6 protein-coding genes and 2 pseudogenes are annotated in these 15,120 nt (G+C 68.6%); 4 read left to right on the forward strand and 4 right to left on the reverse strand.

From position 1 onward, the window contains the following. Positions 1–66 precede the first annotated feature (66 nt). The 4 genes and pseudogenes from H295_RS48190 to H295_RS0134940 all read left to right on the forward strand — a co-directional run. Positions 67–1,617 (forward strand): annotated as a pseudogene (locus tag H295_RS48190) (DUF262 domain-containing protein); the annotation flags it as partial. Between the two features lie 139 nt (positions 1,618–1,756). Next, positions 1,757–1,858: pseudogene (locus H295_RS48195) on the forward strand (MGMT family protein); the annotation flags it as partial. 27 nt (positions 1,859–1,885) lie between these two features. Then, positions 1,886–2,581, forward strand: a complete 696-nt coding sequence (locus H295_RS48200; RefSeq protein WP_234021757.1) for a hypothetical protein — start codon at positions 1,886–1,888, stop codon at positions 2,579–2,581. A gap of 162 nt (positions 2,582–2,743) precedes the next feature. Beyond that, positions 2,744–4,636 carry a DUF2075 domain-containing protein gene (locus H295_RS0134940; RefSeq protein ID WP_020140006.1) on the forward strand — a complete coding sequence of 631 codons (1,893 nt, stop codon included), beginning with the start codon at positions 2,744–2,746 and terminating at the stop codon, positions 4,634–4,636. 258 nt (positions 4,637–4,894) lie between these two features. Here H295_RS0134940 and H295_RS0134945 read toward each other — a convergent pair whose 3' ends face one another. From H295_RS0134945 to H295_RS0134960, 4 genes are read right to left on the reverse strand one after another with little or no spacing between them, the layout of a single operon-like run. Continuing rightward, on the reverse strand, positions 4,895–7,024 hold the full coding sequence (locus H295_RS0134945) for a DEAD/DEAH box helicase (RefSeq protein ID WP_020140007.1): 2,130 nt from the start codon (positions 7,022–7,024) through the stop codon (positions 4,895–4,897). After that, positions 7,021–8,352, reverse strand: a complete 1,332-nt coding sequence (gene brxD, locus H295_RS0134950; RefSeq protein ID WP_020140008.1) for a BREX system ATP-binding protein BrxD — start codon at positions 8,350–8,352, stop codon at positions 7,021–7,023. Before brxD ends, H295_RS0134945 begins: the two co-directional genes overlap by 4 nt. Further along, the gene (gene pglZ / locus H295_RS0134955; protein ID WP_020140009.1) at positions 8,349–11,111 is read right to left on the reverse strand and encodes a BREX-2 system phosphatase PglZ; all 2,763 of its coding nucleotides are present in this window, start codon (positions 11,109–11,111) and stop codon (positions 8,349–8,351) included. Before pglZ ends, brxD begins: the two co-directional genes overlap by 4 nt. After that, positions 11,111–15,016: a hypothetical protein gene (locus tag H295_RS0134960; RefSeq protein ID WP_020140010.1), complete on the reverse strand. Its 3,906-nt coding sequence runs from the start codon at positions 15,014–15,016 to the stop codon at positions 11,111–11,113. The genes pglZ and H295_RS0134960 overlap by 1 nt, the downstream gene beginning before the upstream one ends. Between the last annotated feature and the right edge of the window lie 104 nt (positions 15,017–15,120).

The raw sequence follows: 15,120 nt of genomic DNA on the forward strand, positions 1-15,120 counted from the left end.
GCCAGGTTGCAGGCCAAAGAGACGTTGTTCGCCGACCTTGTGCAGGGGAAAGCCCAGCAGTTTCAGGTGCCGCTCTACCAGCGGACGTACTCCTGGGAGGAGAAGCATCTCAAACAGCTGTGGAGCGACATCCTGGAGCAGGCCGAGCTGATCGAGCGTGGGGAGAAGGCGAACACGCATTTCCTGGGGTCCGTCGTCCTTGCGCCGTCGCCACAGAACGACGTGACGTTCGCCCGCTGGCTTGTCGTGGACGGCCAACAGAGGCTGACCACACTCTCCCTCGCCCTGGCCGCGATCCGCGATCACATCAGGGACGCCAGTCCGCGCGACGCCGAGCGCATCGACGAGCAGTACCTGATCAACAAGTGGCAGACCGGTAGTGACCACCTCCGACTGCTGCCGACCCAGGCGGACCGTCCGCAGTTCGCGGCACATGTGCGAGGCCCGCTCACGGAACAGGCCGCCGGCAGCGGTGTCGGCGCTGCCTACACCTTCTTCCGCCACAAGTTGGTGGAGGCGACCGACCCCGCCGCCCCGCAGGACGTGATCCGCATCGAGCAGGCCGTCACCTCTCGCCTGACGCTGGTGGCGGTGACCGCCGACCGCGGTGACAACGTGCACCGCATCTTCGAGTCGTTGAACAACACTGGACGCCAGCTCAGCCAGGCGGACCTGCTGCGCAACTACCTGTTCATGAAGCTGCCCGCCCGCGGTGAACACATCTACGAGACCTACTGGCTGCCGCTGCAAGGCAGCTTGAGCAACGAAGAGCTGGAACAGCTCATGTGGCTGCAACTGGTTCTCGACGGTGACGACAGGGTGCGCCGTCAGGACCTCTACGCAGCGCAGCAGCAGCGCTTCGAGCGCGCCAAGGCGACCGAGGAGGACATCGAGGCCTACATCAGGGAGTTGCACCGGACCGCCGTTCTCTTCCGCCGCCTGCTCCACCCGGAGGAGGAGCCGGACGCGTCAGTCCGCGCTCAACTGCACCGCCTGAACACCTGGCAGGCCCAGGTCACCTACCCCGCGCTGATGCTGCTCCTCGACCGGCGCGAACGGGGCGCCCTCGACTCCTCGGGCACAGCCCGTGCGATGTCATACATCGAGAGCTTCCTGGTACGCCGGATGATCTGCCGGGTGCCGCCCAACAGCCTCAGCAGGATCTTCCAGGCCGTGCCCGGGCAGCTCCCTCGCGACGTGCCGGTCGCAGACGGACTGCGCCAACTGCTCTCCGCCGACAACCGGTTCTGGCCCTCCGACGACGAACTGCGCGACAAGATCCGGAAGGCCCCCTTCTACCAGTTCGGACGCCCACAGCAGCGCAAGATGGTGCTCCAGCGGCTGGAGGAGAGCTACGAGCATCCGGAGCCGGTGGACTTCGCCGCCGCGCAGCTCACCATCGAGCACGTCATGCCACAGTCCCCCGGTGACGAGTGGCTCCGGATGCTGGGCGAGGATGTGCTCGACGGAGAAGGTGTGGAGGACCTGCACTCCCGACTGCAGCACACCCTCGGCAACCTGACGCTCACCGCGGTCAACTCGGAGCTTTCGAACCACCCCTTCGAGCGCAAACAGGGCTTCCTCCAAGGCAGCCACCTGGAGATGAACCGCCGCATCGCCGCCACAGAGCGGTGGGGCGCGAAGGAGATCCTCGCCCGCGCCGACGAACTCGCGGACCGCGCCGTCACGTTGTGGCCGGCCCCACTGCACGGAGTCGGCCGTGCGGAGCGCAGTCGGGACTGGCACCTGGCGCACCATGTGCTCGCGGCACTCCCCCCACGGCACATGGACGTCGTACGGGGATCTGGCCGCATTTCTCGGCTCCGGAGCCCAGGCCGTGGGCAACCACCTGGCAGCAACACCGGGGGTGGCCAACGCGCACCGGGTGCTCACCTCCGAAGGCAGGGTCTCCGAGGGGTTCCGCTGGCCGTCTGAGGACGAGGGCGGCGATGTCCGTTCCCGGCTGACCGCCGACGGCATCCGCTTCACGGTGGCCGGTTCCGCCGATCCGGTTCAGCGCCTCACCGCCGACGACCTCGCGCTACTGGTCGCCGAGGACGACGACCGGACAGAGGGCGAGGACCCGGCACAACGGACGCCGAGCAGCAGCCAGGGCGAGGAGACACGCTCCGACCGATTCTTCCGCCAGCTCACGGCAGACGACTCCCCCGAGACAGTCGAGGCGGTCCGCGCACTCTTCGCCCACTGGGAGAAGCTCGGCGGCTGGATCGGACACGGGGCGGGCCAGGTCACGACGAGCGCGTTCCTCATGCTCGGGGAGGCGGGCGCGCCAGGCCGCGGTATCTGGCCGATGACGCTCTACCCGGGCGGTGGGCGGGGCGGCACGGCGGAGGTGGTGTTCCAGTACATGGCCGCACGCGAACCGTTCACCGACCGAGCTCTACGCACCGAACTCCTCACCCGTCTCAACGAATTGGAGGGCGTCGACATCCCGGAGGGCAAATTGGACCTGCGCCCCAACATCCGCCTGTCAGTGCTGGAGAAGAACCACAACCGCGAACTGTTCTCCGAGACACTGACGTGGTTCCGGGCCCGCTGGGAGGAGAGAGGAACGGTGTGACCGACCGCTCCCCCGCCCCCTCCCTGTGATCGACTCGCTCACCTAGGATGGCGAACACCATCTCAGCGGCCCGACGGGCTTCCTGATCCGCCTGCACGGCGGACATCGGAGGACATGCCCCCACCCGCACGAGTCTTCTTCGTGCTGCCTGGGGGCATTTTCTTGCTGTTCCGTGAGTCCGCGGCGTCCGTGGCCGCCCGCATCCTCGAAGGGTCGCTGGCGCTGCATCTGACCGAGAACTTTCGCCATCAGCACGGCCGGAGACCCGCACAGGCGGAGATACGGTCATGGGAACGCAGCCTCCCCGCCCTCGTCAACGCGCTCGTCGAGGCCGGTCTCGACGACGTGGAAGTCCTTGTCGAGTACAGCCTGCCCCTCACGAGCAAGCGCGCGGACGCAGTACTCGCCGGTGTGCACCCGACCACCGGCGAGCCGTCGTACGTCGTCGTGGAACTCAAGCAGTGGAGCGCGGCCTATCCTGAGGAGGACGAGCCGCTGCTGTGCCGTATCGACTCCTACGCGCAGCCCGTCCTCAACCCGATCGAGCAGGTGCGGGGCTACTGCGAGTACCTGCGGTCGTTCAACGGCGCGTTGGAGCGGATGCCCAACTCACTGGCCGGCGTGGCATTCCTGCACAACGCGACCGAGTTCCAGATCGCTGGGCTGAGGAGTGTCGAGGAGGACCAGTTCGGTCGGATGTACACCGGGGAGCAGCGCGGTGCCTTCCTCGACTTCCTGCGCTCGCGGCTCGCCGCCAAGCCCGGCGCACACGTGGCCGATGTACTGCTCGACGCCAAGGTACGGCCGTCGAAGCAGCTGATGTCGGTGGCGGCAGCCGAGATCCGTGACCGCGAGCAGTTCGTGCTCATCGCCGAGCAGCGGGTCGCCTACGAGAAGGTGATGTCCGCCGTCCGCAAGGCCAAGCGCGGCAACCACAAGCAGGTGATCGTGGTGACCGGCGGTCCCGGATCCGGCAAGAGCGTCATCGCGCTGTCGGTCCTGGGTGAGCTGTACCGCCGCGGAGTACCCGCGCTGCACGCGACCGGGTCGGCGTCGTTCACCAAGACGATGCGCAGGGTCGCGGGTCACAAGAAGCGTGAAGTGCAGCAGTTGTTCATGTACTTCAACAGCTTCATGGAAGCCGAGCCCAACGACCTCGACGTGCTGATCTGCGACGAGGCCCACCGCCTGCGCAAGACCTCAGCCAACCGCTACACCAAGGCGGCACTCCGCACCGGGCGCCCTCAGGTGGCGGAACTGATCGACGCGGCCCGCGTCCCCGTCTTCCTGCTCGACCAGCACCAGGTGGTGCGGCCCGGCGAGATGGGGACGAGGCAGGAGATCGAACGGGCCGCCGCCGCGGAGGGCCTCGGCTGCACGGTGGTGGAACTGGACGGTCAGTTCAGGTGCGGGGGAAGCGACGCGTACGAGAAGTGGGTGATCGACCTTCTGGGCTTGGATGGCGGTACCCCCAGCCAGTGGGAACCCGACGGCAAGCTGCAGCTACTGACCGCCGAAACCCCGCAAGAGCTGGAGGATTTCCTCGTCGCACGCCGGGAGGAGGGTTACGGCGCCCGCATCTCGGCCGGCTACTGCTGGAAATGGACCACGAAGATCACACCCGACATGACGACGCTCCCCGAGGACGTCGTGATCGGCCAGTGGTCCCGCCCCTGGAATCTCTACGGCGACCGCTCCGCCCTCGGCGCACCACCCGCCCCCCTCTGGGCCACCGACCCGGCCGGCTTCGGCCAGGTCGGCTGCGTCTACACCGCACAGGGCTTCGAGTACGACTGGTCAGGCGTGATCATCGGCCCCGACCTGGTCTGGCGAACGGACCGCTGGGTCGTGGACCGCTCTGCGTCGAAGGACCCGTCTTTCACGAAGGCCACCCCGGACGACGATGTCGACCGGCTCATCCGCAACACGTACAAAGTGCTCCTGACGCGAGGAATGGTCGGCACGATCCTCTACTCGACGGACGCGGAGACGCGGGGGAAGCTGCGGTCGCTTATTCATCCGGCGTCTCGGGCCGAGGTACCGACGCTCGTGTAGTTCAGTGGGCGCGAGACGTGGTCATCTCTTCTGCACTGGCTGTGCAGTGCAGGGGGTGTGGCCCCCGCCACGCTGCTCGTGAAGGATGGCCCCCCGTTGCGCGCACGCAATGGCCGATCTGGTGACAAACGCTGGCGGGGTCAGCCACCGGGAGCTCTGCGCATACGCTGGGTTGAAAACGCATGCTCTCGGCAAAGAGTACGTTGATCAACCGTTGCTCTGGGCATGACGCAACTACACGAGGGGACCAGCTACTCATCATGGGCGCATAACGAAGCGCACAGGTTCGGAGAGCACCTGCGCTGCCGACTGCAGATCCGCCAGCCGTCTCGCCAGCGTCGATTCGGCGAGCTTGGGTGGCAATGCGTCCGCGAACTTCAGTCCCTTGACCGCCCGCTCGTCGACCTCCGGCAGGCACAGGTGGTCTGCGGCAGCGGCCGAGGCCCCTCTCCAATCATCCTGGCTGAGGTCCTCACGCAGTCGGATCCAGCAGTCGTTGATCTGTTGGGCAGGTACGGCGACTTCGGAAAGCGTCGCTGCGAGCGTGGCGTTCGCCCGATGGCCGGCCCATGTCCACCACCTCACGTATCCACCCGAGCCACGAATGATCACCGTGCCTCCTGGATGCACCTCTTCCATGAAGTGCTCCCGTGCTTCGGCCAGGTACTTCTCCGCACGCGCCGTGAGGTCCACCGGCGGGTGCGCCCCGAGGAGCACTTCTCGTACTGCGCGGCTGAGTTCGAAGGAGATGCCGAAGTCGAGTCCGGCGCCGCTCCACTTCGCTTTGCCGCCGCCGTCCACGGGTTCGACGAAGCACCGCTTGCGCTTCCAGTCGATGTAGGTCACCTGCCAGCTCCTCCCGGCCAGGAGCAACCGCCGTGGTCCATCAATCCGTTCGGTGAGCAGGCTCGGATCCGTCCTCCCGATCTCCTTGCGGCCTTGGAGCACGGTGAACTGCGGAGGTGCGGTGAACACGGCCGTGAGGTTCATGAAGTGCCGGTGCCCGAAGCGCCGTTCGGCCTCGGGGCCGATGAACAGGAGTCCGCCGTCCTGGTCCAGGTAGCCGTTGTCGACCAGGTGACGGACGATCGGCTCGGCGGACTGGCCGAACGGGCCGAGGCCGTTCCACCACTCCTGCCAGAGGCGGTCCCCGACCCGCGGTTCCTGCAGGCACAGCGCGAGAAGCTGCTGGGCCACAATGTGCCGCGGCTCCGGCGGGGCGATGACGGACTCCACCCAGCCGCGCGACCACTGCGTGAGAAGAGCCGCCGCTCCGAGCAGTCCGTCGCGATCCAGCGCCAGAAACAGGCAGTTGCGTGACGTCCCGGGCCTGCGTCCAGTGCGGCCCAGCCGTTGCAAGAAGGAGGCGACGGTGAGCGGAGCGTCGATCTGGATGACCCGGTCCAGGTCCCCGACGTCGATGCCGAGTTCGAGGGTGCTCGTGGAGACGATGACGCAGTCACGGGCCTCGGCGAAGGCCTGTTCCGCGCGACGGCGTTCGTCGACGGAGAGAGAGGCATGGGAGAGGAAGGTGGTCACGCCCTTGGCGCGCAGTTTCTCGCCCAGTTCCTCGACGAGCCTGCGGGCCTCGCAGAAGACGAGCCGTTTCTCGCCGCGATGCAGGGCCGCGATCATGGTGGCGGCATTGTCGACGGATCCCACGTAGTCCAGCTGGATGTCCGCCGGGGCCGGCGACGCCGCTGCCGATGTCTCCGACTTCGGATCGGCGAGGTGCGGTGCCACCACCGCGGACGGCTGCTTGCCCGCTCCGGATCCCTGCAGCCACAGCAGCAGCTCGTCCGGGTTTCCCACCGTCGCGGACAGCCCGACTCGTTGAATGGGATGTCTGACGACACGCTGTAGCCGTTCCAGGACGGCCAGCAGATGCCAGCCCCGGTCGTCCCCGGCGAAGGCGTGCACCTCGTCGACAACCACGGTGCGCAATCCGGAGAAGAAGGAGGTGTGGTCGACGTTGGCGCTCACCAGCATCGCCTCCAGCGACTCCGGCGTGGTCAGCAGGACGTCGGGCCGCGCGGCCAAGATCCGCTTCCTCGCGCCGGAGGTGACGTCCCCGTGCCACAGGGCGGCCGTGCGCCCGAGCCATGAGGTGTACGTCTCTAGTCGGGGCAGCAGGTTGTTCAGCAGCGCCTTGAGCGGACACACGTAGAGGACGGACGTCCCCGACCACTTCTGCTGCACCATCTTCGACAGCAGTGGGAACGACGCGGCCTCCGTCTTGCCTCCGGCGGTGGGCGCGAGAAGGATCGCGTCGTCGCCCGCGAGCAGCGGCCCGATCGCCTCTTCCTGGAGGGGGCGCAGTCCGGGCCAGCCGAGCGTGTTGACGACGTGGTGGACCAGTGCGGGTTCGAGGTCGTCGATACCGCTCACGGCATCTCCAGGTCGATGTCTTCCGCACGTGCGGCCGCCGCGTTGCGTTCCACTTCGGTCAGCTCGCCGTCCGTGATGGTGAGCGCGTAGTGCTTGCGTGGATCGAAGTCCTGGAACTCGTCCACCCGGTCGAGCACATCGGCGACGAGTTTGCGCAGGAAGACACGGGGTGCGACCCCGACCTTGCCCCCGAGTCCGCCGGTCACGGCTGTGGCGAGTTCCATGAGATACACATCGTCCACCTGCTGCTCGACCCGTTCCGGATGCCGGGCGGCGCCCGCGTACAGGTCGCGCACGCGCCTGCCCAACTCGCCGAGTCGTTCCAGGTCGAAGCCCGCAAGTCGCAGTTGGACGGCTCTCGGGGAGTCGAAGCGCGGGTCGGTGGTGAAGTCGGTCGCCAGCCGCTGCGCGAGCGGCGGAAGCCGCTGCGCGCCCTGCTGACCGTCGTAGAAGGCCGGTGTCCCCGTGATGACGAGGAACAGCCCTGGGAAGCGCCCCGCGTCGATCTCGTCGAGAAGCTGCCGCAGTGCGTTGAGCCCCTTCTCCCGTACGTCACCGCGCACCCGCTGAAGGGTCTCGATCTCGTCGAGGACGAGCAGCAGACCTGGGTGGCCGCAGTCCCGCAGCACGGTGAGCAGACCCTGGAGGAAGCCAAGTGCCGCGAAGTGGTCGAGGTCACCCCGCACCCCGGCGGCCCGGCGTGCTGATGCGGCGACGGACCTCTGACCGCCGAGCCAGGCGATGAGGGCTTCCGCAGTCGCCGCGTCGTCGGCCGCGACCGCGCGCCGGTATCCGCGTAGGGCCGCGGCGAACGCCGGTGTGGTGCGGGCCACTTCGGCGAGCCGACGCTCCATCAGCTCGTCGACCGCTTCACCCAGCGCCGCTTCGTCCTCCTCGTCCACGTCCCCGTTGTCGAGGACCTCCTCCTCCAAGGTGTAGAACCAGGAGTCGACGACCGCGCGCAGCGCACTTGGCTGGTGGGTCGCCGTGGACAGCCGCTCGGTGAGCCGTCGGTACACCGTCTCCAGCCGGTGCAGAGGTGTCTCCGTCTCGGAGATCTGGACCTCAGCCGTGGCGAGCCCGGCGCGCTTAGCCCGTTCGGCGAGCCAGCGTGCGAAGAAGGTTTTGCCGGATCCGTACTCGCCACGGATGGCGTGGAAGGCGGCTCCGCCCCGCGCCACCGTGGCCACATCCTCGTCGAGGGCACTGGTGAACCGGTCGAGGCCGACCGCGAAGAGGTCGAGCCCTGAGTGCGGCACGGTGCCCCGGCGCAGGGCGTCGACGACTTCCCGCCGCCGGACCGCGCTCACGTCGGGCGACGACGTCACGTTTTCTCCTTCGGGAAGAACTGGTCGCGCAGCAGGGTCAGATCGAGTTTCACCGTGTGCCCGGCGTCGATGAAGCCGAGGACGGGGTAGCCCTCGATGTTGAGCAGTCTCTGCAGGGTGGCGATGAACCCGTCGATGTTGCGCCGCACCCGCCCGGTCGCCGAGATGGCCCCGGCGAGGGCGGCCGGTGACATGGTTCCGCCCGCCCCGGCCAGCGCGTCGATGACGGCCGCCACGACCTTGCTCTCGGGGGCCTTGCGTACGTACTCCTTCTGCGCCTCGTACACCTCGCTGGCGACCACGCGTTCGCCCAGGGTGGCGGGGGCGGCTCCGTCCGCGGCAGGTGCCAGAAGGTCGTCGGCCGCGAAGAGCCCCTCGCCGGCCGGCTGCTCCTTCGGCTTCCCTCGCTTCGGCTTCCGCGGTGCCTCTTGCATGGCAACGTCATCGGGCCGCCCGCCCTTGCGAGGAGCCCACCATTGCGGGACGGCCTGCTCCCGAGGCAAGGCCTCCCACCCTCTGGGCACCAGGTCGCGGTCCGGCACCAGGACGAGCAGCGGCACGGTGACCTCCGCGAGCGAGGCTCCACCGTGGTAACCGGCCCGGCGGCCGGTGTAGCGGATGTCCTCCCGCCAGGGCGCGACGATGGTGCCGCCGCCCTCCAGTACACGGGGCCCGGACAGCTGAACCTCGCCGTCCTTCGCCGCGCCCGTACGCCATCGGGCCGAGCCGGGCCCCTCGCCTTCGTCCCCCACGGGTCCTTCACTCGCACCGCGTTCCAGCACATGCCCGTGATCCGCGACGAGCACGACCGGGCGCCCGTACCCCTTGGCCGCCGACAGCAGTTCCCGCAGGTATGTGACGTCACCCAGACTCCACTGGGTACGCCGCCCCTGCTGTCCCTTGTCCAGGGCGTCGTCGATGGTGTTCAGCACGACGCCGACCACTGCCTCCGAGGCCAGCGCGGCCATGATCTCCTCGGAGAGGAACCTGCCCGCCCCTCCCTCTATCCCGGCCTTGTGGAAAAGCAGAGCATCGAGTCGCCGCTGCCTCCAGAAGGCAGCGAAGCCCGAACTCTCCTTCGTCTGCCCGCCCTTGACGGCCGTACCGGTGAGCAGGGACGCGCGGCTGACCTCCGTGACCGAGGGGAGCATGGACACCGCGGCCCTCCGCTGCGGCGCGTCCGCCGAGCCCGCCTCGCTGGGCACGACCTCGGTCCAGCCCTCGCGCTCGACCTCCTCGCCGATCTGGGCCGCGACCGCACAGCTCATGCCGTCCAGTATCAGGACGAGCGGAACCGTGTCGCCGGCCAGCGGCCTGACAGCTTCGGCCAGCACGTTCTCGACGACCAGGCAGCCGCCGGGATGGAGAGCGGTGGCATTCGGCGTCCATGACACCAGCCGCCGCGCGAACTCCTCGTCCAGCCGCTCGCGCCGCTCTCGGGCTGCCTCGTACAGAGCACTGAGGTCCTCGCCTGTGACGGCGTCCCCCTCGGGGTCTCCCGCCCACAGCACCGCGAGCGCCCGGTCCGCCCAGCCCCAGTCCCCAGCCTGGTCCCGTACTCCGGCCGCCACCGACACAACGGCCGGGCGCGGAAGAGCCAGCCAGCGGGCGATCCGTACGGCCATCTCGGCCACGCCGACGCGTTCAGGGTTCAGCCGGGCCAGCATGTGCGCGTTCAGCTCGGCAAGGGCGGCTTCACCCGCTGCCGGGGAGGTGCGGGCCGCTGCCGCCACGTGCCGTAGTTGGGCCGTGAAGCTGGACGGCAGGAAGCGGTTGGATTCGACGGCTGTGGTGAGTCCGGCGCCCTCGGCGAGCTGGTCGGCGCGGTCGAGGACGGCAAAGACTCGCGTCCGGGCTTCAGCGTTGTGCCGGGCCTCTCCGATCCAGCGGATGAGGGCGCCTTCAACGGCCTCGGTGAAGGACTGCAGCTCGGTCCGGCGAGGCCTCACCTGCCCGAACAGCCCGCCCACGGCGAGCACCACGTCCGGGCTAACTGCCGGATCGCGCAGGACCGCTCCCAACAGACCGAGCGGCATCGCGTCCTGTCCGCGCCCGGTCTCCACCAGGGACATCAGAACCGGTGCCGCCGGGCCGGCTGTCTCACCGAGCCACTTCTTCAGCTCGTCCCGTTCGGTCTTGTCCAGCTCCGCGAAGCGCAGGGGCCCCGCGGGTGTACGGGACCACGTGAGAAGTGCGTCCAGATCGACGACAGCCTCCGCCGCCGGGCCCGCCTCGCCATCGCCCTTGCCCAGCCCGAGTCGCGCCACGACCAGCGCGCGCAGGGCCGCGTCCCGCGTCAGGACAGAGCCCGCACGCTTCCAGCCCTGCGAGGGTTCGGCGTCGAGCAGCGCCTCCAGCAGCCACCCCTCGTCGTACATGCGTGGGTCGAGTCCGGCGGCGCCGAAGCGCTGCATGACGATCTCGGCGTTCTCCACCGTGAGCGTCTGCCGCCGTACCGCCTGCCCGCGCAGGTCCCAGCCGATCTGACCGTCGTCGACACCGGTGGTGACGACGAGCAGGTCCGCACCGGCCGCCTCTTCCCGGTGCTTCGTCCACTCCTCCAGGATGCCCAGGACGGACGCCTGGTGACTGACGCGAACTCGCCGCGTCTCCTCGCCCGTCCGCACGGTGAACTCCTCGGGCGCGCCGGCCGTGTAGCGCCCGTGCACCAGGACGAGCCGCCGGTCTCCGAGCCCGGAGGCGTGCGTGGCGAGCAGGGCCTCGATGGTGCGGCGGCCCACCTGGGGCAGAGCGGCCATCAGTGACCGGCCTCTTGGCCGTCCGCGGGCACAGGATGCCAGGTGACCTGGATGCGCGTGCCCGGATGGGCGACGAGGTACGACCTGATCTCCTCCTCCACATCGGCGACTGTGGCGGCGAGAGTTGCTTCGAGCCGAGTGGGCTCGACGACATGCGGAGCGCCCGGTCGTACGTCCTGAGCAGGTACGTCGACAGTCCGTTCGCCACCGTCGGACCGCTGGGGCGCGCCCTCCGTCACGACAGGCCCCGACTGGACGGCCGGCTGCCCGTGTTCCGTGAGGCTTACGTCGTCTGCGGTCGGCTGCGGTAGCGGTGCCACCGGCTGGGCCACCTGCGCCAGGCGTGCCACGTCGTTGATGAGGGCCAGCGCCCGGTCCTGGAGCTGGTCGAGCACCGGGACGAGCGAACGGGCCTGCTCATGGTCGTTGGCTGTCTCCTCGACGACGCGGATCAGCCGCGCTGCCCGGTCCCCCACGCTGTCGTCCCGCCCTGCGAAGCCGCGCACGCTGTCGAGGAGCTTCCAGTTGGTGTCGTCGAGCGCGCCCAGCACTTCTGGCGCCTGCTTGAGGGCTGCCCCGATCTCCGGGTCGGTCACGTCGTAGGCCACCGCCGCGAGCTCGCGTACCACCACGGCCGTATCGTCACTGCGGGCGAGCCGGGCCACCAGGTCGGCCGCGGCCTTCATGGACTTCATCCGTGGAGCGTCCGCTCCCTGCGGACCTCGCAGTCCCAGCTCCTCGGCCCGCCTCTGCAGCACGGACCGAACGCCGCTCACGGCGTCCCGGTGCCTTTCGGCCACTTCCTTTACGCCGGTGGCGAGTTTGGCAACGTTCAGCGCGATGAGCGCAGGCGGCACGGCAACCCCGAAGATCCTGCCAGCCCGTTCACGCGCGGTCGCGAACTCCTCGCCGGTCGGCTTCTCGACGGCACGCAGACCATAGCCGGGGCCGATCCGCTCCAGCTCCGGCGCCTGCTGCAGTGGCGAGGTCTGGTACACCCACGTCCGGTCGTCGAGCAGCGCGTACGTCGCGATGATCAGGTTGCTGACGTTCTTCTCCAGGCCGGTGAACCCAAGCTGACCGATCCACTTGCGGATGTCCTCGACAGACAGGTCCGTCCCGGCGTGGCCGTCGGCGGCCTTCTGGTTAATCCGCAGCCGCCAGTCGCGGCTGACGTTCAGCGGACCGTCGTGTACCTCGCCCAGCCCAAGCGGGTGCACGATCTTCTTCACCATGGCCAGCTGGTGGCTGTCGACGACGACCCGGCGCTCGCCGCTCTCCATCGCCCGGCCGATCCATTCGAGCGCCGTCTTGAGCTCGCGCAGGGTGACTGGCTTGCGGGTGAGGGCGGGGTCGAAGTCAGGGTGCTTCGGGTAGAGCACGGCGAACATCTCGTCGGCGAGGGCGTAGAGGTTCTTCTCGAAGCCGACCCCCGGCTCGGGCTTCTTCCGTGTGAAACCGGGGCGCAGCGACCACAGGTGCTGATCCGCCGGGACCTCGGCTCCGACGTTGGCGGCCTCCGCCTTACTGATCCCGTACAACTGCTCCAGAACGGCGGAGAGTTGAGTGGTGAGGTTGTCGCTCTGCGCCTTGAGCTGGTGGCGGATCTGGATCCGTTCCTCGGTCGAGCGGGTGGCCGTAACGTCGTCGAGCCGGTCCCGTTCCAGCAAATAGTTGATCTTCAGGAGCCGTCCGAGCTGCCGGGCCCGCTGCTCGGAGAAGAAGTCGGGCAACCAGACGATGGTGCTCCCGGTCCGCCCCGACCGCTTCAGGTTTTCGATCCGCTGAACGTCCTCAATGGGCGAGCGCTGGGGCTCGTCGAAGGGATAGTCCAGTACGAAACGGATGTTGCCGTCCATCTGCGGTTCGAACTGCTCGTCGGGCAGATGCGGATCGCGTACGTTCCCGAAGACGAACTCGGCGGTCCGCTTGGTACCCCGCCAGACGATCTCGCGCTCGCACACGAAGGCCTGGGTGTCCCGGATGCCGAAGGCCTCCCACAGCTGGTCCTTGACCCATTGCCGCCGCTGCCCGACCTTGTCCGCGACCCCTTGGACCTCTTCGAGCAGCGGCTCGACGTCCAGGTCGGACAGGTGCAGATGGAACACCGGGTCGGCGTCGCCCTCGCTCCTCAACTCCCCGAACCCCTGGGCCTGGAGGTCGCGCAGCGCCTTCACCGCGATCGATCCGGCCGACCCCACCCGCGCCCGGATCGTGCCGTGGTTGAGCGCGGCGAGCCGTCCACCGGTCAGCCGTGCCAGAGCCGGCACATTGGGCGCGAGCGCGCCGAGCAAGAGCGTTTTGACGAGCCGGTCGTCCCGCCGGTAGCGCGGATCGTCAACGGACCCGTACTTCTCCAGCAGGTGGGCTCGCACGCGCGCGTGGAAGCGGTGCGCGATCTCGGACTCCCGGCGCAGCTTGGCGGTGAACGCCTCGCCGGTCCCCGACGCTATGACGTCCCACAGGTCGCCGATCGGGATCAGCTCCCCCATCTTCAGGTCATCGCGACGGCGCCGAAGCAGCTCCTGGACGAGCTTCAGACCGGTGCGTTCGCGCTGCAGCGCTCCGGAGAGGTCCACGAGGACGTTGAGCAGCGCGGGCGACAGCGGATACAGGGTACGAAAGTCGTCCCAGCTCGCCGAGGTCCGCCCATGCGCGTCAAGCAGCACCTGCCGGACCTCGTCCTTGGACGACTCGACGAGCGTGAAGGCCTCGTCGCGGGCCGACTCCATCCCGGGTTTCGGCTCCAGCACACGGCGCTTGATGATCTCGACGAGGTTGCTGTCCTCCAGGTTGACGACGTCGACGCGCCCGGCCAGGTACTCGATCTGCTGCTCCAGGTTCTGCACCTCGGCGCCGGCCACGTCGGAGCCGATGAGCTGCGACAGGTCACGCTGACGCGAGATGAAGGACACAATCGGCACGGGCCGGTCGGTGTCCCCGGACTCGATCAGCTTGACCAGCCGCTGCACCTGGTCGCGCACGAAGTCCTGCTCGCCCATGTGCGCCTGGAGCCAGAGGATCAGCTCGTCGAGGAATAGGACGATGCCGTCGTAGCCGAGGAACTTGGCGTGCCGCGAGATAACGGACAGCCCGTTCTCCAGCGGCACAAAGGCGTCCTTGTCGCCGCGGGCGCCCTGCGCGTACGCAGCCATGGGCCCAGAGAGCAGCGCGGACACGAGTGCCTCGCGGTACGGGTCTCCGGCGGGCGCGTCGAAGGCGCGGTTCAGGTCGGCGGAGGTCCAGCTGCCCGCGGCCGGAGCCGCGTCGTCCGCGTCGAGCAGGTCGAGGTCGTCATCATCGCTGTCCACGCCGCCGGCACCACCGCCCGGCGACACCGCAGCGGCACCGTCCCCGAGCCACTGCACGAACTTCGCGTCGTCGGCGAGGAACTCCCGCTGCCTGCGCGCATCCACGAGCGCGGAGTCGGCCCGGTAGACAGCGGGGGTCGGCTTGTCCGAGTGCTGAGAGCGCACCGCGTGCACATACCCGCCGAGGATGGCCGAGTCGAGGTCCGTGGAGCCCACGAGGTGGTACGGCACCATGAGGAACCGGCTGTCGCGCAGCCAGTCGTCGTGCTCGGCGATGACCTCCTGCAGCCGGGGCTTGGAGCGGGCCGCAGCGTTGTTGTTCAGGACGGCGTGCAGCACGGTCAGGAAGTGGCTCTTACCGGCACCGAACGATCCGTGCAGGTAGGCGGCGTGCGAGTTCCCCGACCTGACCGCCGCCCCGACCAGCCCGAGCGCGCTCCGGAAGGCCCCCTGTAGCTGCTCGGTGACCACGTACTCGGCGACGCGGGCATCGGTTTCGGTGAACCCACCGGACAGCTCGACCTTGAAATCGCCGGCATGGACGTCTTCCTTGATGTCGATGACATCCTTCAGGAAGAGCTCACTGGTGGGCATCCGGCTCTCGTTCCCTCGCTCGGCAGCAGTCGGAGCGCGCTGATCTCACGCGCGACATCCAATCTTGCCAGTCTTGCGATGCCTTGTGCCTGGCCAGACGCAAG

Origin of the sequence: Streptomyces sp. 351MFTsu5.1 (assembly GCF_000383655.1) — a bacterium.
GTDB classification, from domain to species: domain Bacteria; phylum Actinomycetota; class Actinomycetes; order Streptomycetales; family Streptomycetaceae; genus Streptomyces; species Streptomyces griseorubiginosus.

What these genes read in the sequence shown, in the direction of transcription:
- pglZ (WP_020140009.1), bottom strand. Translation starts at nt 11,111, where the DNA reads ATGGCCGCTCTGCCCCAGGTGGGCCGCCGCACCATCGAGGCCCTGCTC.
- H295_RS0134960 (WP_020140010.1), bottom strand. Translation starts at nt 15,016, where the DNA reads ATGCCCACCAGTGAGCTCTTCCTGAAGGATGTCATCGACATCAAGGAA.